Here is a 19,613-nt window from a genome sequence, read left to right on the forward strand (position 1 = left end):
TTGGCCATCATAGCGCGTCCTAAAAATCGCATTTTCCGGCACGCGGTAATCGTTATCGCTATAAAGTTACTTTTCATGAAGAAATATCTCCGTCGTGCAGTGGCGCACCTGGACGCACCCTTCGCAGTGCTGGATTTGGATGCCGCCAAAGCCAACGCCGAAAACATGGCGCACCGCTCCCGTGGTACCCCGATCCGGGTGGCCAGCAAGTCGCTTCGCATCCGGTCGCTGATCTCGGAGGTTCTCTCCCTCCCCGGCTATCGCGGAGTCTTGGCCTACAACCTCAACGAGGCGCTATGGCTATGTGAGGAACAGGTCACCAACGACATCCTCGTCGCCTACCCCTCTGCCCACCGCGAGGCGCTGCATCGATTGATCCACGATGCACGCGCCCTGCAGTGCGTCACCCTCATGGTCGATTCGGTTGCTCACCTGGACTTTATAGATGCCGTGGTGCCGCCCCACGAGCGCGGCGACATTCGGGTTTGTATTGATATTGACGCCGCATTGCGCGCCGGCCCCGTTCACATCGGCGCTTTGCGCTCCCCCCTGTACACGGTGGAGGAGGTTCGCGCCGTCGCGCGGCAGGTTCGCCAGCGCGAAGGCTTCCGCCTGGTCGGCCTCATGGCTTACGAGGGCCAGGTGGCCGGGACCACCGACACCTCCCCGGCGATCGCGGCGATGAAGGCGCTGTCCGTCCGCGAGCTTGCCAGCCGCCGCGCGAAAATCGTGGCCGCCGTGGCGGAAGAGCTGCGCGTGGCGGGGCTGCCTCCCCTGGAGTTCGTCAACGGCGGCGGCACCGGTTCCATCGAAACCACCAGCGCCGAGGCCGCCGTCACCGAGATCGGAGCGGGCTCCGGCATTATCGGCCCGGCTCTGTTTGACCACTACCGGCAGTTCCACCCCACCCCGGCGGAGTGGTTCGTGGTGCCGGTCGTGCGCCGCCCAGCAGAACAGACGGTGACAGTCGCCGGTGGCGGTCGCATCGCCTCCGGCCCGGCGGGCAAGGATCGTCTACCGGTTGTGGACTGGCCACGCGATCTAAAGATGGCGCCGCTGGAAGGCCCCGGCGAGGTACAAACCCCGCTGACCGGCCCGGCCGCCCGCAACCTACGGCTCGGCGACCACGTGTGGATGCGCCATGCGAAGGCCGGCGAAGCAACCGAATACATCGATAGCGTGCTGGTCGTCTCGGCCGGCGAAATCATCGCGGAATGGCCCACCTACCGCGGCGAAGGAAAGAGTTTTGTCTAATGACCACCACTAAAACCCGCAAGCCTGCCTACTACTCCCGTTGGGTCAACTGGTCCGGGGTCTCTACCGCTCAGCCGCGCAAGCGGATCTCCCCGCGCGACGAGGCGGAGTTGGTACAGCTGATTCAGCGCGCCGCCGCGTCCGGCGAAAAAGTCAAGCCGATCGGCGCGGGCCACTCCTTCACCAGTGTCGCAGCCACCGAGGGCATTCAGGTGAGCCTGGACAACCTGGCCGGGCTGATCCATTTTGACCGGCAGAAAATGACCGCCCGCCTGCGTGCCGGCACCCGGCTGCGGGACGTGCCGGGCATCCTCGCTCCGCTGGGCGTGGCGCTGGCCAACCAGGGCGATGTGGATCCGCAATCCCTGGCAGGAGCGATCGGCACCAGTACCCACGGTACGGGTCTGGGCTTCACCGGCTTCGCTGGAATGCTGCGGGCCTTCCGCATCATCACTCCGGACGGCCAGGCGCACGAGTGTTTCCCCGGTGCGGAAGGCATCGCCGGTGAACTCTACGACATCGCGCGCGTATCCCTGGGCGCCTACGGCATCATCACCGAAGTCGAATTGGACGTGGTGGAAACGTTCGTGTTGCACGCTGTGGAGCGAGCTGAGCCGAACGCGCCGCTGGTGGAAAGCTTCGCCGACCGCGCACGCCAGGAGGATCACCTGGAGTTTTACTGGTTCCCTGGTACCGACGTAGCCCACGTGAAGACGAACACCCGTCTTCCAGGCGACACTCCCACCCATCCGATCCCGCGGTGGAAAGAGGTGCTGGACGACGAACTGCTCAACAACGGCGCCTACCGGGTAATGAATGATCTAGCTCACCACTTCCCCAGCCTCACCAAACCTTTCGCCCACCTCAGTGCAAAGACCCTGGCGCAACGGGAGTACTCCAACGTTGCCCACGGCGTGTTCGTCAGCTCCCGGCGCGTGCGCTTCAACGAAATGGAGTACTCGGTGCCGTTGACGGATGCCCGCGAGGTCCTCCGCGAGGTCCAACGCACGATGAACACCTGCGGCGAACGCGTACTCTTCCCCATCGAAGTGCGCGCCACTGCAGCCGACGACGTGCCGCTATCCACAGCCAAGGGGCACGAATCCTGCTATATCGCCGTCCATCGATACAACAAGGACAGCCACCAGGCTCTGTTCCGCCACGTGGAGCCGATCTTCAAGGAGGCACAGTCAGGCCGTCCGCATTGGGGCAAGCTACACACCCTCACGCACGAGGATCTGCTGGAGCGCCACGAGGACCTAGCCCGGGCCTGCGAGGTTCGCGCAAAGGTGGATCCCCAGGGGATGATGCGCAACGCGATGATCGACCGCGTTTTCGGTCTGGCCTAGCTCTCTTCAGCCTTTATAAGCCTTTATACCGAGGCACCGAGCTTCTTCACCCGCCGCACCCGTGGCGGCCGGTGGCTCAGCAGGTCGATAACGAAGACGATCACGGCAATCCAGATCAGCACGAACCCGACCCAGCGGGCGGGCTCGATGTGCTCGCTGTTCACAAACACCGCCCACAGCATCTGGATCACCGGGGTGATGTACTGAACCATCCCCAGACTGGTCAGAGACATTTCTTGCGCCGCGCGCGCAAAGCACAGCAACGGCAGGGCGGTCACCACGCCCGCCAGCATCAGCAAGCCCGCGTGGCCAGCGCCCAGCTGGACGAAAGTGTTGGTTCCTTGGGATTGCAGGAACCCCAGATAAATCAGCCCTACCGGCGCCAGAACAAGAGTCTCGGCGGTGAGGGACTGAATGGGCGTCAAACTAACCTGCTTTTTGACCAGCCCGTAGAACCCGAAGCTAAAGGCCAGACCCAAAGAAATGATCGGCGGCTGACCTAGCGCGACCGTCAACACCACCACTGCGACAGTGGCGATGCCCACGGATACCAGCTGCAAACGGCGCAGCTTCTCCCCTAGCACGATCACCCCCAAAAGCACGCTGACCAGGGGGTTGATGAAGTATCCGAGGGCGGCGTCCGCGACATGGTGGTTGTTCACGGCGTAGATATACAACCCCCAGTTCACACTGATCAGCACCGCGGCGGCCGAAACAATCCACCACTGGCGGGCCGTGATGTTCCGTAGCTGCTTAAACCCGCGCACGGTGGCCAGCAGCACCAGCATAAATACGAGCGTCCACACAAAGCGGTGTGCCAGAATCTCCGTCGGCGTGGCCGACTGCAGCAGCGGGAAGAAGGCGGGGAACAGCCCCCACATCAGGTAAGCCGCCAACCCCCAAATCATCTATCTCACTCCTATCGGTCGGATTCCAATGCGGCCGTAGACCGCCCCCGGGTCCGCGGGCTCCACGGCGTAGGCACGTTGGGCGAGCACGCGGAGTTGCTCGGGCACAGCGTGAACCAGCACACCGTCAATCCGCAACTGCTCCGGTTCACTCTGCGCGCCACGAGCCATCCGCCCCACCGCTTGGTTAATCACGTCGGCACGAGTACGCCCCACCGCAGGCTCTGGCAACACCGCCTGCGCAGTCGCACCGAAATAAAGGGTACTCACGCGCGCGTCGATGCCCTGCAGCAACTCGATCACCTGCCGTGCATCCCACAGATGCGTGGGCTCTGGGGAAACTAGCGCCCAGCGAGGCTCGTCGCCGGACATCCGATCTAACTGCTCGCGGGCGTGGGCGCGGTACTGCGCCGGGGTGCCGTCGAAAGCCCCCAACTGGTCACCGTTGATGTTCGGCGGTTTGGCAGTCAGGTCTGAGGCACTCATGGCGATCACCCCGAACCCCATCGCGATGAGGCAGATGCCGGACAGCCACGCCACCCAGGCTGGCCGACGCGTATCTTCCCAATCCAGCTGGCGCTGCCGCTTCTTGTTTGCTTTCAGCCGCTGGGGGTTGCGCCCCTGATACTGCTGTTCTCTGCTCACGGATGCTTCCCTTCCCCGGCACCCGGTGCGGCAACGCCGTTGGCATCCCGCAGCCGGTCAAGAGCCTGCTGCAGATCCTCCGGGTATGACGAGCGGACGGTTTTCCACGACCCGTCGGGGTGCGGGAAGCCCAGTTCCACGGCATGTAGCCACTGGCGGTTAAGGCCCAGCCTCTCCGACAGCTTTGGGTCGCTGCCGTACATCGGGTCGCCACACAGCGGGTGGTGCAGGGCGGAAAAGTGCACGCGGATTTGGTGGGTACGGCCCGTCTGCAGCTTCACCTCAAGCAGGCTGGCCTGGCGGTGGGCCTCCAGCGTGTCGTAGTGAGTAATAGCGTGCTTGCCATCCTCGCGCACGCTGAAGCGCCAGCCCGCGGACGGGTGACGGCCAATCGGCGCATCTATAGTGCCCGAGGTTGGATCCGGGTGGCCCTGCACCAGCGCGTGATAGGTCTTTGAAACCTCCCGGTCGCGGAAAGCGTTCTTCAGTACCGTATAAGCCCGCTCGCTCGCGGCGACGATCATCACCCCAGAGGTGCCGACATCCAGACGCTGGACAATGCCCTTGCGCTCCGGCGGGCCAGAGGTGGAAATGCGGAAGCCAGCGGCGGCCAAACCGGACGTCACAGTGGGGCCCTCCCAGCCAACGGTAGGGTGCGCGGCCACGCCGACGGGCTTATTCACCACGATCACGTCTTCGTCGGAATAAAGGATCTCCATGCCCTCCACGTGGCGGGCGGGCTCGGCGGCTAGATCCCGCGGCGGGGCAGGCAAAGTCACGTCCAGCCACGCGCCCGCGACCAGCCGGTCGGACTTCCCCACTGGGGCTTGATCCTGCAGGATGTCGCCGTCAGCCGCTAGCTCCGCCACTGTGGTGCGGCTAAGTCCCAGCAGTTTGGAAAGGCCCGAATCCACGCGCATTCCCGCCAAACCGTCGGGCACCGGCATCACTCGATTCTCGCGGGTCACAGGCTCGCCTCCTCTTTGGCCTTGTCCGCCCGCTCTTCACGCACGTGATTCGCCGGCTCAACGAAGAATGCGTAGATAAGGTAGCAGACCACACCGACGGTAATGGCGGCGTCCGCAACATTAAAGATCGCGAAGCTACCGAAAGAAAGAAAGTCCACAACGTGCCCGTGCATACCTCCCGGCTCGCGAAAGATACGGTCCAGAAGGTTGCCCGCCGCGCCGCCACCGATCAGGCCGATCGGCAGTGCCCCGGCCATGTAGCGGGTGCGCAGGGCCAGCACGATGCACGCCGCGAAGGCGACCAGCTGGAAGATAGAGAAGACGATGGTGGCGTTTGTCCCCATGGAAAAAGCCGCGCCGGGGTTGCGCACCAGATAGAGGCGGAAGAACTCGCCGATCACGGGATACGCCCGCTGTGGCTCGAGGTTCTCGACGACCGCCCACTTAGTGATCTGGTCGACGGCGATGATCCCGAACATCAGGGTCAAGGCTGCGAAAGATGCACGTTTCGAAGTCACGCTTATTCAGTCTAATGTCCGCCTGTTACGCTGTGAACTTGTGGGTATTTCTAGCAAGTCCGCGCTGGCTGTCTGCAGCGCCATAGGCCTGGCCTTCACGGCCGTTGCATGCTCCGATTCCGAGCAGCCGCAAGCACAGCCGGCAGATGTCGCTGTGCCGGGCGTGAAGGTGGAGCTACTAAGCCGTGGCACCACCCCGCAGGAGCCGATCGCCTGGTTCTCGCAGGAGGGCAGCCAGGAAGTCACCTTCCACGCCACCCAGGGCTTCGCGCAGCACACCGTTGGTGCTGCGCGTGACTCAAAGGCCAACTCAAAGGCTAAGGATGACGCCACCACGTCGACCGCAGCAGCCTCAGAGACGGCGAAGGCTGACGAGCAGCCGGATGTTGCGGAGCTGGACTACGACGAAGTCACCATGAACCTCCCACTATCCGCCGAGGTGTCGACCGACGGCGTGGAGCGCCAAACCACGGTGACCGTCGGCACGCCCAGTGGCACCAACGACAAGAAGAACGAGGACATCGAGACGGCTGAGGGCTTTAAGATGACCACGGAGCAGGAGGTGGACGGACGAGCCACCTCCCGTAGCTACACCGCCCCCGACGGCGCCAGCCAGACCGCCCGCGCGAGTGTGGAATCCGCACTGAACCAGATGAACGACTACCCCCTGATCTTCCCCACCGACCCCGTGGGTGTGGGCGCGAAGTGGACCGTGGCCAACCGCGTGGACGGCGATATTTCGATGTCACAGAAGATCACGTACACACTGCTAGAGCGCCAAGGGCAGAGCGTCTCTTTGAAGGTGGAGGTCACCCGCACCCCGGCCGTGGGCACGCTGGCACAGACCGACCTGAAGGTGTTGGATGTCAGCACTCAATCGACCGGCCAGATCGCGCTGGATCTCAATAAGGTGCTGCCAACCCGGGGGCACATCAACGTGGAGACGAAGATCACCTACGGGCAGGACAACTCCCCGGTGCGTGTGGTGCAAACTACCACGTCGAAGTCTAAGTGGAGCCCCAAACAATAAAAGCGGCCCCCGGGGTATGGGAGCCGCTGGTTGAGAGTGGAGACTAGAGCTCCTTACACATCGGCGGTACCTGATCCGGCAGAACGTTTTCTACCAGGGTGCAGGCCCAGCCCTGGTCCAGCTTCCACTTGCCGTCCTCGTTGACGAACTCCACGTCGCTGACCACGTGCGGCTCCTGGTCAGGCACGGTCAGGTTCACGGTGGCGTTGACGTTGCCGGGGTTCAGGCTCGGCAGCACGGGCTCTACCACCTCAAGGGTCGCGCCGGATTCGGTGCGGGACTTCGTCAGGGCGTCAAAAAGTTCCGGCGCTTTGTCGCCGTTGACGACCGTGTCTACCTTCTCCTCCGTTGGAACCTTCGGGTCTACGGCACGGTTCAGCACAGCCGCCAACTCCTCGACCGTCGGGGTTTCGTCCTGCGCTGCGGTGGACTCTTCGCCGCTGCTCTGCGCTGCCGAGGAAGACGAGGAGGTGTTGTCGGAGGAATCGTCGTCGTTGCCACAGGCGGAAAGGGTCAGTCCGGCTGCCAGGGCGACGGAGACGGCCGTTGCGCGAGTAAAGACTTTATTACCGCGAGAGTTGCGCAGGAAAGAACGCACGAAAATGCTCCTTCAATGAATAGACATGGTTGGGCATGGATGGGACTATGTGGCGCTGATAAAGGTGTGTAGTCAGCGGTACAGCCCGCAAATAAAGGGGAACTAGTTGTCAACTATACAAGCCATGCTGTTGCAGATGTTATTTGTGTGACTTGCTGGAAGAGTATGCCTGTCCCTTCACCTTCACAACTATTCTGCGGTGTTCATGCGTTGCCGAGCAATCTGACAAATTAACGCCATCAAAGCTACGCCTGCCGCGGAAGCACAGAGAACGGTCGGCGTCGCGTGTACAGAAACAAGTAGCGACCCGAAAATGGCCCCCAGCGCGGATCCCAAGTAGTTGGCGGAAGCATTTGCAGCCACGGCTGTGGCACCGTCGGTCGGGTTCGTCTGCAGCAGGATATGTTGCTGGGGTGCGAGCGATGCCCACCCGCACATTCCCCAGACAAACAAGCTCGCGACCATGATCCAGGCGGTCTGACCTTGCGTCGTGCCAAGCAGCGCACACGTGAGGACCACGAGAATGACCACGCTCAGGCGAAGCGGGTCGCGTCGGTCCATAAGTCGGCCAATACCTAGCGCTCCCACTGCTCCCCCAATACCCCACACCCAGATCGCAAGAGTCTGGTGGGACGCGAGGCTTCCCGCTGACAAGATCACGGTCATGTACGTGTAAAGCCCCAGAGAAGCGACGCCAGTCAGCAGAGTAACGGTGACCGTGAGTAAGTTCTTGGGTCGCGCAATTGATCTCAGGCGCTTGCGGGCACCCGAAGCGGGGATCGCTGGCAGCTCAGTTCCGCGCAGAGCAGTTCCCGCTAGTGCGGCACCACCAATAGCTGCGATCAATAGTATGGCGGCTCGCCACCCCCAGTGCTGTGCTAGTGCCAGACCGGTTGGGACGCCAAATACGGTACCGACCGCCAAACCTGCAAGAACTAGCGCCAATGCACGTCCGCGATGCGCTTCCCCTGCGATCTCCGCCGCAACTGCGGATGACAGCGGTGAGTACACGCCCGCAGCTGCGCCAGCCACCACTCGGGTGGCTAGGAAAAACGCAATAGACGGCGAGAGCGCCGTGGCCAGGTTTGCCACGGTGAAGATCAGCAAGGACGCAATCAGACTCTGGCGTGACCGCCTCCCCGCATGTCCGGCCAGTAAAGGCCCTGCTATCGCATATGCCCCTGTGAAAGCCGCTACTCCCAGGCCGACAGTGGCCTCGCGCGCATCCAAAGATGCGGCGATAGTGGGAAGGAGACCCGCGACGACATAGGCGTCTAGTCCGAGCGCGACACTGCCCATTACAAATGGCCAGAGCCGCCCCATCATGCCTGTCCCTCCTCAGGGACAGCATTGGCCACGACAGCAGAAAGAAGACCAGGGAATAAGCGATCGAGGTCCTCACTCCTCATTCGGATTAGACATGCGCGACCTTCACCTCTGGTCCATGTAACCCCTGCCTCCCGCAACATTCGGGTGTGGTACGTCAGTGTCGACCGTGGCAGGTCGTCCGCAAGCTCGAGACTATCGTGCTCGCGCCCGTCAGCCAGACGACGAATCATTTCGAGACGCGTGGGGTCACTCAAGGCAGCCAGCACCCTGGCCAGGGTGATTTCATCAGTCTCTGGGTGGTGATATTTGCGAGGGGACATGGAACCTCCTTGGATCGTGCAGGAATACTTGCATGTTAATCATGCAAGTATTCTTGCACAACTCCATCCGTTTTAGCGGCCCGTAATCCACGCCTCCGGAGAGACACGCCTAGGCGTCGCGTACATTAGGCACATGACTTCCAGCGCCTCGCGAAATCGTCCACAGATCCCCGTCCTCAGCACCGGTGGCACCATCAGCTGCATTCACTCCCCCGACGGCGACCTTGTACCTTCGCTGACCTGCGCGGACATCATTGGTCAAGCTCATATTCCCCAGGAAGTCGAGCCCGTCGCGCACGACATCATGAGCATCGATTCCAGCTCGATCACCCTCCCCCAAATCGATGAGCTCATCGGCCACATCAACAGCTTCTGCTCCCCTGCCCCAATCGGCATTGTGGTGCTGCACGGCACGGACACAATGGAGGAATCCGCCGTCGCCGCTGCATGCGCACTGCGCCTACCGTGCCCCGTCGTGTTTACGGGCGCTCAGCGCCCTGGTGATGACGCCGCACCGGACGGGCCGGCCAACCTTTCCCGCGCGCTAGCAGCGCTGGCCACTGGGGAACTCGATCCGGGTGTTCATATAGTCTTTGGAGATTCCATCGTTGCCGCTCGTGGAGCCTATAAGGCTCACACCACTGCGGATACCGCCTTCCGTAATGCCCTGGCGGATTCCAACGTGGCGCAGGATTCAGCATCACGTCCTTTTAGGTCCTCCGGCGCACCGAATCCTCCGCGGATCGCCGGTCTGTTCGTGCCCATCATCACCACGTTCGCAGGTGATGGCGGCCAGCTTCTCCGTGCCTTGCACGAACGGGACACGAAAGAGGGCACTGTAGATGGTCTAGTTTTGGCCGCACTGGGGTCGGGCAATATTCCCACCGCCGTGGCCGAAGAGCTGGCGGCCTGGCGTGCCAGTCGACATGCGCTGAACCGCGCCGACCTGCCTGTGGTGGTATGCAGTCGCGTGCCCACGGGAGGGGTTTCCTTCGTCTACGGCGGTACAGGCGGCGGGGCACAGCTGGCGCGAGATGGCCTCCGAAGTGGAGGCGCATTGCGCCCCAGCCAGGCACGGATCGAGCTGCTATACGAGCTTGCTGCTACTCCTCCATCAGGCCGCTGAGATCCCACCCCAAGCTGTCCAGCGGGTCAGCAGGGCTAAGGTCCGCATCATCAATGCGGAAGGTGCGAGTCTTCCCCGGCCCGGTCGCAGCGGTTTCGAAGCGCACGCTGACCACCCCGTTGCCGGCTCCCTGCACCCACCCGTGCCCGAACTCCACGTGGGAAACATCCTGGGTGGCACGCCATTCGGGGCGGGCCGTGGTGGCGTCATCAGTAAAAGCAGCAACACCCGAATCAGTAGCCTGATCAGCGACGATAGGTACCGGCGGGCCGTCGAGTTCGGGGAACAGCAACTCCTGGCGATCGGCCACCAGCCCGGAGACGCTCACTCCGACCAGACGAAAAGCGCCGGCTTCCTCCGGACGGGGCATGAGGCGCTGGGCGAGGGCGAAGATCTTGTCGAAGTCTTCCGTCGGGGCGGGCAGCCCGGCGGACTTCGTGTGCAGTTGAAAGTCGGTGGTGCGCGTCTTGACGGTCACGGTGCGAGCAGCGCGGCCATCCTTCAGCAGGCGGCGGTGCATGGCCAGGGCAGTCTCGTGCAACACGCGCATGGCCTCAGCGGTGGTGCGCGCGTCTACCTGCAAAGTCCTTTCCGCACTGACCTGCTTGGCGGGCGCGCGGGGAGCGACGGGCCGCGGGTCGTCGCCGGCAGCCATGCGCTGCACCTCCACCCCAACCGAGCCCAGCGCGCCGCGCACGTCCGTGGTGTCGGCGGCGACGAACTGGCCGATCGTATCGATCCCCATCGTGTGCAGCTTGCCTTGAGCGACCTTGCCGATCCCCCACACGTCGCCGACGGGCCGGTCGGCAAAGACCTCCATGCGCGCCTCGGGCGGCACCACAAACACCCCATGGGGCTTGGCCAGGTCGCTGGCCATCTTCGCGTCCAGCTTCGTGGCGGCCATGCCAACGGATGCGGGAAGCCCCGTCTCCTCCTCCACCCTGGCCTGCAGCTTTTCCGCCCAGGCGCGGGCCTCCGCAGTGCTTTCCAGCCCCTGTGGTTCGGCGAAGCCCTCGTCTACGGACAGCTGCTCCACCACCCCGGTGTAAGCCCGAATGACCCGGAAGATCCGGCGGGAAGCGGCCGAGTACACCTCTTTGCGCGGAAGCACGACCACCGCGCGATGGTTGCATAGTCGCACGGCCTGGCCCATCGGCATCGCCGATCGCGCGCCGAAAGCCCGGGCCTCGTAGGATGCGCCTGCCACGACCCCACGCCCGCCCAGCCCGCCGACCAGTACCGGGCGACCGCGCAAAGTGGGCCGGGTGAGTTGCTCGACGGAGGCGAAGAACGCATCCATGTCGATGTGAGCCACCCAGCGCATCTGCGTACCCTGCGGGTTTATTTCTTTAAGACGCCACCGCGATGTCAGCCGAGCAACCGTCGGCGACGTCGTGGCTAAGCTGCTCGCCAACCACAACCTTCACGTCCGTGGCCAGCACTTCCTTGCCGATGGTGTCTGCGTGGGTGCGAGCCCACTCTTCCTTGTCCGCAGGCACGGAAAGGGTCAGGTGGATCCGGTCGCTTACCTGCAGATCGGCAGCCTTGCGGGCCTCCTGCACACCACGCACACGGTCAGCCGCCCAACCCTCGGCCTCCAGCTCCGGGGTGGTCTGGGTATCCAGCACCACCAGCCCGTCCTGGCCGGATACCTCGGCAGTGTGATCCGGGTCGGCGGCGACGAGTTTGCGGGAAAACTCCCCATCTTGCAGCTCGATGCCGTCTGCGGTGACCACACCGGCCTCATCGACGGTGTAGTTGCCAGACTTCACCGCCTTGATCACACGCTGCACGTCCTTGCCCAGGCGCGGGCCTGCCACGCGAGCGTTCACGACCACCTCGAAGCCGCCGACCTTATCCACGTCCTCGGTCAGCTCTACCTGCTTGACATTCACCTCATCGGCGATGATCTGCGTGAAGTCAGCCAGCGCATTGGCGTTTGGCAGGGCGACAGTCAGCGTCGGCAACGGCAGGCGGTTGCGCAGCTTGTGAGCCTTGCGCAGGGAGCTCGTCGCGGAGCTTACGGCGCGCACGGCATCCATAGCGGCGACCAGCTCGGCATCGGCGGGCAGGTCGTCTGCCTTCGGGTAGTCGGCCAGGTGCACGGAACGCTCGCCGGTCAGACCGCGCCAGATAACCTCGGTGGTCATTGGCAGCAGCGGCGCAGCGGCGCGGGACAGAGTCTCCAGCACGGTGTAGAGGGTGTTGAAGGCCTCGGGGTGCACGGTGTCGCCCGCCCAGAAGCGGTCGCGGGAGCGGCGGACGTACCAGTTGGTCAGTGCGTCGCAGAACCAGCGAATCTCGTCGCAGGCGGTGGCAATGTCCGTGTTGTTCAGCGCGTCGGTCACGCCCTGCACCGTGTCGCGCAGCTTCGCCAGGATGTAGCGGTCCAGCACGTTGGTGGAGGTCGTATCGTATTTCGCGGGCTGAGAGGCGTAGAGGCGCAGGAACGAGTAGGCGTTCCACATCGGCAGCATCGCCTGGCGCACACCCTCGCGGATGCCCTGCTCAGTGACGATCAGGTTGCCACCACGTAGAATCGGCGAGCTCATCAGGAACCAGCGCATAGCGTCCGAACCGTCGCGGTCGAACACCTCGTTGACGTTCGGGTAGTTGCCCTTGGACTTACTCATCTTCAGCCCGTCGTCGCCCAACACGATGCCGTGCGCGACGACCTTCTTAAACGCCGGGCGATCGAATAGCGCCGTGGACAGCACGTGCATGGTGTAGAACCAGCCGCGGGTCTGGCCGGAGTACTCCACAATGAAGTCCGCTGGAGAGTGGCTATCAAACCACTCCTTGTTCTCGAACGGGTAGTGCTTCTGGGCGAACGGCATAGAACCGGACTCGAACCAGCAGTCCAGCACCTCGGGTACGCGCCGCATGGTGGACTTGCCCGTTGGGTCGTCCGGGTTCGGGCGGGTCAGCTCGTCAATGTCGGGACGGTGCAGCGAGGCTGGCTTGCGGCCGAAGTCGCGCTCCAGCTCTTCCAGGGAGCCGTAAACGTCCATGCGCGGGTACTCCTCGGAGTCGGAGACCCACACCGGAATCGGTGCGCCCCAGTAGCGGTTACGCGAGATGTTCCAGTCGCGCGCGCCTTCCAGCCACTTACCGAACTGACCGTCGCGGATGTGGGAGGGCATCCACTCAATCTGCTCGTGGTTCAGCTCCACCATGCGGTCGCGAACCTTTGTCACGGCGACGAACCAGGACGGCAGCGCCATGTAGATCAGCGGCTCGCCGGAGCGCCAGGAGTGCGGGTAGGAGTGCTCGATCGTCTGGTGGCGCAGCACGCGCCCCGCTGCCTTCAGATCCTTAATGATCGCCTTGTTCGCGTCGAAGACCAGCTGTCCCTCGTACTCCGGAGCCAATGCGGTGAACTTGCCATCCATGTCCACCGGGATCTCCAGGTCGATACCCGCGGCCTCACAGGTGAACATATCGTCCTCACCGAAAGCCGGAGCCTGGTGTACCACACCGGTACCGTCGGCGGTGGTGACGTAGTCAGCGCACAGCACGCGGAAAGCGCCGGCCCGGCGCTGGCTGCCCTCGCCGCTACCCTCGTCGGCTACCTTCTCGCCCGCGCGCTCCGCAAAGTAGCCGAACAGTGGCTCGTAGGTCATGCCTTCCAGCTCCGCACCGGTGAAGGTACCCAGTACCTCGGCTTTCTCGCCAAGCTCCTTGGTGTATGCTCCGCGCAGGTCGTCGGCCAGCACCACGGTCTTGCCGTGCATGCCCTCTGCGCCGTCGGCACCGGCGGCGTCATCCCCAATCCGCACCGCCGCATAGGTCACCTCAGGGTGCACTGCTAGAGCAAGGTTCGCCGGCGTGGTCCACGGGGTGGTCGTCCAGCCGATAAACGCGGAATCGGCCAGCTCCGGGTGCTTCGCCAGGGTCTCTACCGAAGCCGTGCCTTCAGTAGCGCCGGTGATCGGGAAGGTCACCGTGATAGTCGGATCCTGGCGCATCTTGTAGGAATCGTCCAGGCGGGTTTCCTGGTTGGACAGCGGAGTGTGCTCGGCCCAGGAGTACGGCAGCACTCGGAAACCCTGGTAAATCAAGCCCTTGTCGTACAGGTTCTTAAAGGCCCACATGACGGACTCCATGAAGCCCGGGTCCATCGTCTTGTAGCCGTTGTCGAAGTCCACCCAGCGGGCCTGACGAGTGACGTATTCCTTCCACTCATCGGTATAGCGCAGCACGGAGGACGCGCAGTATTCGTTGAAGGAGCGCATGCCCATCTCTTCGATGCCGGCACGGTCCTTGATGCCCAGCTGCTTTTCCGCCTCGAGCTCGGCGGGCAGGCCGTGGCAGTCCCAACCGAAGACGCGGGCGACCTTCTTGCCCTGCATGGTCTGGTAGCGCGGGACGATGTCCTTGACGTAACCCGTCAGCAGGTGGCCGTAGTGCGGAAGGCCGTTGGCGAAGGGCGGGCCGTCATAGAAGACGTATTCTTCGTTGCCCTCGCGTGCGGCGACGGATTCGTTGAAGGTCTCATCCTTAGCCCAGTACGCCAGCACGTTTTCTTCGAGTGCGGGGAAGGCGGTCGAGCCGCCGTTGGACATATCGACGCGCGGGTAGGCGCCGCCTGCTGGGGTTGCTTCGCTCATGGTGGTTCCTGTTTCTTCGCTGTTATTGTTGACGCCCACAGCTCCGCTGCCGACGCTGTTGTGGCTAAAAACAGGGACGCATGGGATTTTAAAGGCCCTGCGCGGTACCACCCTGATTGGCGGGGATTCGCCCACTTCTTCACTTACGGCGATAACGTGCCGCGACTCCGCCTGGTTCTAGTAAGCACCCGGTACTCCCTTCAAGGAGGATAAATCGGCTGCCGTTCTTCCAGGAACGCTCCCCGGTGATGGCCGGATCTCAGCGTGTGTTTGACGGGGTTATTCAATTACGGCTCCTACCCTACACTTCAGCAGTCGGGCTAAGAGCGCTTGCCCCCTTGGGGATTATTTGCTGCGCCGCGAGCGCTTGCGGTGGCGGAGGAGGTCGTAGGCGAACAGTGCCACGCCGATCGCGGCCACAACCACGCATACCCAGGCCCAGGTAGTGGACCCAACGGCGAGGCTGACCACAAGGGCTGCAAAACCGACAACCGCCAGGAGGATCGCTGCGAAAAGCATCGTGGAATTCCTCCTGGCGGTCGTCGTAGAAGCGTTGGGGCTGGAGCTACTAGTTGTTCTCGCCCTCGACCTCGATGGAGCCGGCCGGTGCGGCGGTGCCGCGGCTGTTCAGCTCTTCCAGCTGAGACTCCAGGAAGGTCTTCAGGCGGGTGCGGTACTCGCGCTCGTAAGTGCGCAGCTCCTCAATGCGTGCCTCGAGGGTGGTCTGCTGCTTCTTCACCGTGTTCATGATCTCGGTGTGCTTGCGCTCTGCGTCCTGCTGCAAGGCATTTGCCTTCTCCTGTGCGGAGCGGATCTGCGCCTGGGACTGTGCAGTAGCGTCGGAGATCATGACCTCGGACTTCTGCTTGGCGTCTGCCAGCTGTGCGTTGGACTTCTCCTCGGCGTCGGCCAGCATCTTCTCGGAGCGGGTCTTCGCGTCGGACAGCTGAGCCTCGGAGCGCTTCTGCGCATCGGCCAGGGTGGTCTTGGAGCTGTTGTCTGCGTCGTCGATGGTCTTCTTGGCGGTGGCGCGAGCCTCTTCCAGCATGCTGGAGGACTCTGCCTTAGCGTCGCCGGTCAGGCGGTCAGCCATCTCCTGCGCCAGGGACAGAACGCGAGCTGCCTGCATGTGGGTCTCCGCGGTAGCTACGCCCGACTTGCCGTCGCCGGTAGCGGCGGCAGCGGAAGCCTGGACCGGTGCCTGCTTCTTAGCCTCCTCGGCCTGCTTCTCGGCCTTAGCAGCGCGCTCCTCGGCGGCCTTGAGCTTGGACTCGTAGTCGGCCTTGATCTTCTTTTCGATCTCGGCCACGTTCGGCTGACCAGCGCCAGCGCCGTGCGGCTGCGCGGAGCCCTGCTGCGCCTGCGCCTGCGCCTCTGCGCGGGCATCCTTGCGCGCCTGCTCCAGCTTGGTGGAATACTCGGAATCGAACTGGCGGCGCAGATCAGACTCGATCTGGCGGCGCAGTGCAGCCTCGTCTACCTGAGCACCAGCAACACCTGCACCGGCGCCCGCGGCACCGGCACCGGCAGCACCGGCCGCGTTAGAGGAGCCGGACTCCAGCTGCTCGACCTTCAGCTTGAGGTCGGAGTTCTCGTCCTGCAGTTCCGCAAGAGTGTCCTCCACGAGATCCAGGAACTGGTCGACCTCGTCCTCGTTGTAACCACGCTTGCCGATCGGCGGCTTGCTAAAAGCTACGTTGTGCACATCAGCCGGAGTGAGTGGCATAGGTTGTCCCTTTCCCTTTCGGATTGCCTCAAAGTGCTAGAAGGCGTTCGCAACAGTAATGAACTATTGATGGTTTATGAAACAGATACAAAGCATACCAGCAACTGCTGGGTCAGTCTCAACTTTAGATCGAGATTTATCCCATAGCTCAGCTTTAACGTTAGTTTACTTCTGCCACATCAGCACCACAGAGAGAACTTCACCCCCCCTTTTTCACCCCCACCGAGGGTTAATTCCAGCTATTACACCGGAGGACGTAACGCCCGACCCTCACCAACGATGTAACAAGTGACGGATAGAGAAAACCGCCACCAGCCAAGACCCACATTCTCGACCGGCAGCGGCTTTCGTCACTACACACGACATCTCCGCAGCCTCACTCACTTACCGCGAAGATGTCTCTATATTAACGTCATGAACAGGTATTCACAACAGTTGATTGAATATCCGTTACATCTCTCCCCCACCAGCTACCCCCTTAGTTTTATAGCTTTAAGAAAGGCGCTGGAAGTAGCCTCAATAGGGAACTTTACTTCACCTCTGCAACTCGATGGGGCTATGTGGAAACGACTCACGGGCAGCTGGTTTGTCACCCAACTGCCCGCGCTTTCCCGCGATTCGTTTTCGCTTTATTAGCGAATAAGTCCCCCCAAAACCATGCTCAACAACTGCAGACCAAAGAAGAGCACCAGTACGGAAACATCCAATCCCACTCCCCCGAGTTGCACCGGCGGAATGAGCTTACGCAGTGCCTTAACTGGCGGATCCGTCACCACGAACAGCGGTTCGGCAACGATACTGAACCAACGCTGCGGTCGCCAATTGCGGGAAAACGACTGAACCATCTCAATGATGATGCGCAGAATCAGAATCAGCACATAGAAGCGAATCAGCCATATCAGCAGAAGCAGGATCTCGTTCACTTAAAAAGCTCTCTCCACCTCATAGAGCCCCCGGTCGTTCAATTCCGACGCGGACTCTTAGAAGGTCACTAACGGTTAGCGGCGTTGTCTAAAAAGATACCGAGCGGCTACTAGATGGTCTCCGCAATGGCATCCAGCTGGTCCTGCGCCAGGGTCACGCCCTTCGGAAGCAGAATGAAGTTACGTACACCCTTCAGCTTCTTTAGCTGTGCATCCAGGCCTCGGCTCAGACCGGCGGCGAAATCCAGCACGCGCTTAGCCTCGCCCTTTTCCATACCACCCAGGGAGAAAACAACTACCTCACGAGCCTTGAGGTTCTCGACGAGCTCACCGGCCTGGGTGTAGGAGCTCAGAGTGAAAGACACAAAGGCCGAAGGATCCTTGTCCTCGGCGATAGCGTCGGCGTGAGCGGAAGCGTAGCGGGACTCATAAGTGGCGTCCGAACCAGAAAGGCTGGAGCCACGAGAAGAGAAACGATCCTCGCGGTCGCCGCGGTCCGCGCGGTCAGCGTACTCGGAACGGCCGTAGCGGTCACCCCGGTCGGCACGGTCGGCACGGTCCCGCTGAGAGCGGTAGGAAGGCTCGCGGTCATCGCGCTCAAGACGGTCGGCACGGTCAGCACGGTCGCGCTCGCGGGAGGCGTAGCTATCGCTGTAGTAATCCGCATCGTAGGATTCCACGGGATCAAAACCGAAGAAACGCTTGGTCTTGTCCATAAAGTTGTCTGCCATTGCTCTAAAGGAACCTTCCGTTGCTTGATTTTCTCAGGGTGATTTATAGACTACGTGGTTTAAAGTACTGGTCGCGCGCCCATGATATCCGTACCGACACGCACCAGCGTGGAGCCTTCCGCGATGGCAATCTCCAGGTCGCCGCTCATTCCCGCGGAGTAAACAGGAGCACCCATCACGCGGTCGGTGATGCGTTCAACGAGCTGCCGTCCGCGTGCGAACACGGCGGCCGGGTCGGCTTCCAACGGCGGCACCGTCATTAGCCCGCGCAGCTCGAGGTTCTCCGCCGCGGCCACGGCATCGGCCAGCTCGTCTATATCAGACTCCACGGCCCCACCACGCTGCGGGTCGCCGTCAGCGCTGAATTGCAACAGCACCGGCAGTGGTACCTCTCGATCGCCGCGTTCCAGGGCCAGCCCCGCACCACGATCCAAGGCCTGCAGCAGCTTTAGGGAATCCACCGTGTGCACCGCGGCCGCCCAGCGCGCCACGGAGTTCGCCTTCTTTGTCTGCACCTGCCCTACCATGTGAAACTGCAGACCCACATCCGCCAAGGTCGCGTGCTTGTCGCGCGCTTCCTGCTCGCGGTTTTCGCCGACGGCGGAAACACCCAATTGGGCCAACAGTGCCACATCCTCCGCAGGGTGGAACTTGGTGATCGGCAACAGATCTGCTCCCCCGGCCACCGCGATGCGGCGACGCACACTAGCTAGGTTGTCCGCGATTTCCTGTGCGCGGGGGCTGAGATCTGCCGCGCCACCGGGCAGATCGTTCTGCTCCTGGTTGTCGCTTGTCTGCTCAGTCATGGCATCCACACTACGCCCGCCTGGCGGCCGGTCGTTCCCTCGCGGCGATAGGAGAAGAAGCGCTCGTAGTGCTCCGGTGCGATGGTGCAACGCGGGTCAGCATCGATACTGCGCACCCCGAGGGAGAGCAACTGTCGGGTTAAACCAGCACGAATGTCCAACCCGTGGGTGCCCTTGGCTGTGGTGGTTGCTGAACCCGGAAGCTTGGCCTCCACGTCTGCCGCCATAGACTGCGGCACCTCGTAGTTCTCGCCGCTGGCGGCGGCGCCGAGCAAAGCGTGAATGTTGCTGGGTACTGCTCCCAAATCTTCCATGCGGGCAACGGTACGGCGCAGGATGCCATTGCGGGCGCCCATGCGGCCGGCATGGACGGCCGCGATCACCCCTGCGTGTTCATCAGACAGCAAAACCGGAACGCAGTCTGCGGTGAGGACGATCAGGGCGGTGCCGCGCAGGGTGGTGATCAAGGCGTCGGTGGCCTCGATCACCGGGGAGGAACCGGCCGACAGGTGGTCGGCCGTGACTTCTGTGACATTCGGCGAATGGATCTGCTCCATAAACACTAGGTGTTCCACGTTCAGGCCCAGCACATCAGCGAGTCGTTGACGGTTCTGAGCCACCGCCGCCGGATCGTCGCCTACGTGGTCGCCCAGGTTGAACGACGCGTACGGGCCGGTGGATACCCCTCCATTACGGTCGGTAAAGACCTTCCGCACCTTGGGGCTCTGGTCGTGGCTCAAAGAGATCTTCTCCTAGTGGGGGTGCTTCCTGC

Annotated in this window: 19 protein-coding genes; 4 read left to right on the plus strand and 15 right to left on the minus strand. The window is 62.6% G+C overall.

The features are described 5' to 3' along the window. Positions 1-75 precede the first annotated feature (75 nt). On the plus strand, positions 76-1,254 hold the full coding sequence (locus ACKFRT_RS04710; RefSeq protein WP_408925942.1) for an amino acid deaminase/aldolase: 1,179 nt from the start codon (positions 76-78) through the stop codon (positions 1,252-1,254). Continuing rightward, positions 1,254-2,603: a D-arabinono-1,4-lactone oxidase gene (locus ACKFRT_RS04715; protein ID WP_408925943.1), complete on the plus strand. Its 1,350-nt coding sequence runs from the start codon at positions 1,254-1,256 to the stop codon at positions 2,601-2,603. The genes ACKFRT_RS04710 and ACKFRT_RS04715 overlap by 1 nt, the downstream gene beginning before the upstream one ends. 23 nt (positions 2,604-2,626) lie before the next feature. On the opposite strand, the gene rarD is transcribed toward ACKFRT_RS04715, so the two are convergent. The 4 genes from rarD to lspA are packed head-to-tail and all read right to left on the minus strand — an operon-like array spanning position 2,627 to position 5,642. Continuing rightward, complete coding sequence (gene rarD, locus ACKFRT_RS04720) at positions 2,627-3,511, minus strand: EamA family transporter RarD (RefSeq protein WP_408925944.1); 885 nt, start codon at positions 3,509-3,511, stop codon at positions 2,627-2,629. Then, positions 3,512-4,156, minus strand: a complete 645-nt coding sequence (locus ACKFRT_RS04725; protein ID WP_408925945.1) for a hypothetical protein — start codon at positions 4,154-4,156, stop codon at positions 3,512-3,514. Then, on the minus strand, positions 4,153-5,103 hold the full coding sequence (locus tag ACKFRT_RS04730; protein ID WP_408926061.1) for an RluA family pseudouridine synthase: 951 nt from the start codon (positions 5,101-5,103) through the stop codon (positions 4,153-4,155). Before ACKFRT_RS04730 ends, ACKFRT_RS04725 begins: the two co-directional genes overlap by 4 nt. Before the next feature lie 17 nt (positions 5,104-5,120). Then, complete coding sequence (gene lspA / locus ACKFRT_RS04735; RefSeq protein ID WP_408925946.1) at positions 5,121-5,642, minus strand: signal peptidase II; 522 nt, start codon at positions 5,640-5,642, stop codon at positions 5,121-5,123. Between the two features lie 40 nt (positions 5,643-5,682). Here lspA and ACKFRT_RS04740 point away from each other — a divergent pair, with 40 nt between their 5' ends. Beyond that, positions 5,683-6,672 (plus strand): DUF6263 family protein, encoded by a 990-nt coding sequence (locus ACKFRT_RS04740; protein WP_408925947.1) that lies wholly within the window; start codon positions 5,683-5,685, stop codon positions 6,670-6,672. A 43-nt stretch (positions 6,673-6,715) separates the two neighbouring features. On the opposite strand, the gene ACKFRT_RS04745 is transcribed toward ACKFRT_RS04740, so the two are convergent. The 3 genes from ACKFRT_RS04745 to ACKFRT_RS04755 all read right to left on the minus strand — a co-directional run bounded on the left by ACKFRT_RS04745 (position 6,716) and on the right by ACKFRT_RS04755 (position 8,919). Beyond that, a complete protein-coding gene (locus ACKFRT_RS04745) occupies positions 6,716-7,270 on the minus strand; it encodes a hypothetical protein (protein ID WP_296213491.1) in 555 nt (184 codons plus the stop codon). A gap of 189 nt (positions 7,271-7,459) precedes the next feature. After that, complete coding sequence (locus tag ACKFRT_RS04750) at positions 7,460-8,596, minus strand: MFS transporter (RefSeq protein WP_408925948.1); 1,137 nt, start codon at positions 8,594-8,596, stop codon at positions 7,460-7,462. Further along, complete coding sequence (locus tag ACKFRT_RS04755) at positions 8,593-8,919, minus strand: helix-turn-helix transcriptional regulator (protein ID WP_293791321.1); 327 nt, start codon at positions 8,917-8,919, stop codon at positions 8,593-8,595. Before ACKFRT_RS04755 ends, ACKFRT_RS04750 begins: the two co-directional genes overlap by 4 nt. 133 nt (positions 8,920-9,052) lie before the next feature. Here ACKFRT_RS04755 and ACKFRT_RS04760 point away from each other — a divergent pair, with 133 nt between their 5' ends. Beyond that, entirely contained in the window at positions 9,053-10,045 is a 993-nt protein-coding gene (locus tag ACKFRT_RS04760; protein WP_408925949.1) for an asparaginase, read from the plus strand. On the opposite strand, the gene ACKFRT_RS04765 is transcribed toward ACKFRT_RS04760, so the two are convergent. The 8 genes from ACKFRT_RS04765 to pgeF all read right to left on the minus strand — a co-directional run bounded on the left by ACKFRT_RS04765 (position 10,023) and on the right by pgeF (position 19,581). Continuing rightward, positions 10,023-11,369 carry a DNA polymerase IV gene (locus tag ACKFRT_RS04765; RefSeq protein ID WP_296213496.1) on the minus strand — a complete coding sequence of 449 codons (1,347 nt, stop codon included), beginning with the start codon at positions 11,367-11,369 and terminating at the stop codon, positions 10,023-10,025. The two genes, ACKFRT_RS04760 and ACKFRT_RS04765, sit on opposite strands and share 23 nt — an antisense overlap. 25 nt (positions 11,370-11,394) lie before the next feature. Next, on the minus strand, positions 11,395-14,655 hold the full coding sequence (ileS, locus tag ACKFRT_RS04770) for an isoleucine--tRNA ligase (protein ID WP_408925950.1): 3,261 nt from the start codon (positions 14,653-14,655) through the stop codon (positions 11,395-11,397). A gap of 345 nt (positions 14,656-15,000) precedes the next feature. After that, positions 15,001-15,174 (minus strand): hypothetical protein, encoded by a 174-nt coding sequence (locus tag ACKFRT_RS04775; protein WP_296213501.1) that lies wholly within the window; start codon positions 15,172-15,174, stop codon positions 15,001-15,003. Positions 15,175-15,223: 49 nt separating this feature from the next. After that, positions 15,224-16,381, minus strand: coding sequence for a DivIVA domain-containing protein (locus ACKFRT_RS04780; RefSeq protein WP_296213502.1), 1,158 nt, complete (start codon positions 16,379-16,381; stop codon positions 15,224-15,226). Positions 16,382-17,013: 632 nt separating this feature from the next. Further along, the gene (locus ACKFRT_RS04785) at positions 17,014-17,304 is read right to left on the minus strand and encodes a YggT family protein (RefSeq protein ID WP_296213504.1); all 291 of its coding nucleotides are present in this window, start codon (positions 17,302-17,304) and stop codon (positions 17,014-17,016) included. Between the two features lie 110 nt (positions 17,305-17,414). Then, on the minus strand, positions 17,415-18,035 hold the full coding sequence (gene sepF / locus ACKFRT_RS04790) for a cell division protein SepF (RefSeq protein ID WP_408925951.1): 621 nt from the start codon (positions 18,033-18,035) through the stop codon (positions 17,415-17,417). A gap of 59 nt (positions 18,036-18,094) precedes the next feature. Then, positions 18,095-18,841: a YggS family pyridoxal phosphate-dependent enzyme gene (locus ACKFRT_RS04795; RefSeq protein ID WP_408925952.1), complete on the minus strand. Its 747-nt coding sequence runs from the start codon at positions 18,839-18,841 to the stop codon at positions 18,095-18,097. Further along, positions 18,838-19,581 carry a peptidoglycan editing factor PgeF gene (gene pgeF, locus ACKFRT_RS04800; protein WP_408925953.1) on the minus strand — a complete coding sequence of 248 codons (744 nt, stop codon included), beginning with the start codon at positions 19,579-19,581 and terminating at the stop codon, positions 18,838-18,840. Before pgeF ends, ACKFRT_RS04795 begins: the two co-directional genes overlap by 4 nt. Between the last annotated feature and the right edge of the window lie 32 nt (positions 19,582-19,613).

The sequence above is a fragment of the Corynebacterium jamesii genome, from assembly GCF_046097395.1.
Lineage (GTDB): Bacteria > Actinomycetota > Actinomycetes > Mycobacteriales > Mycobacteriaceae > Corynebacterium.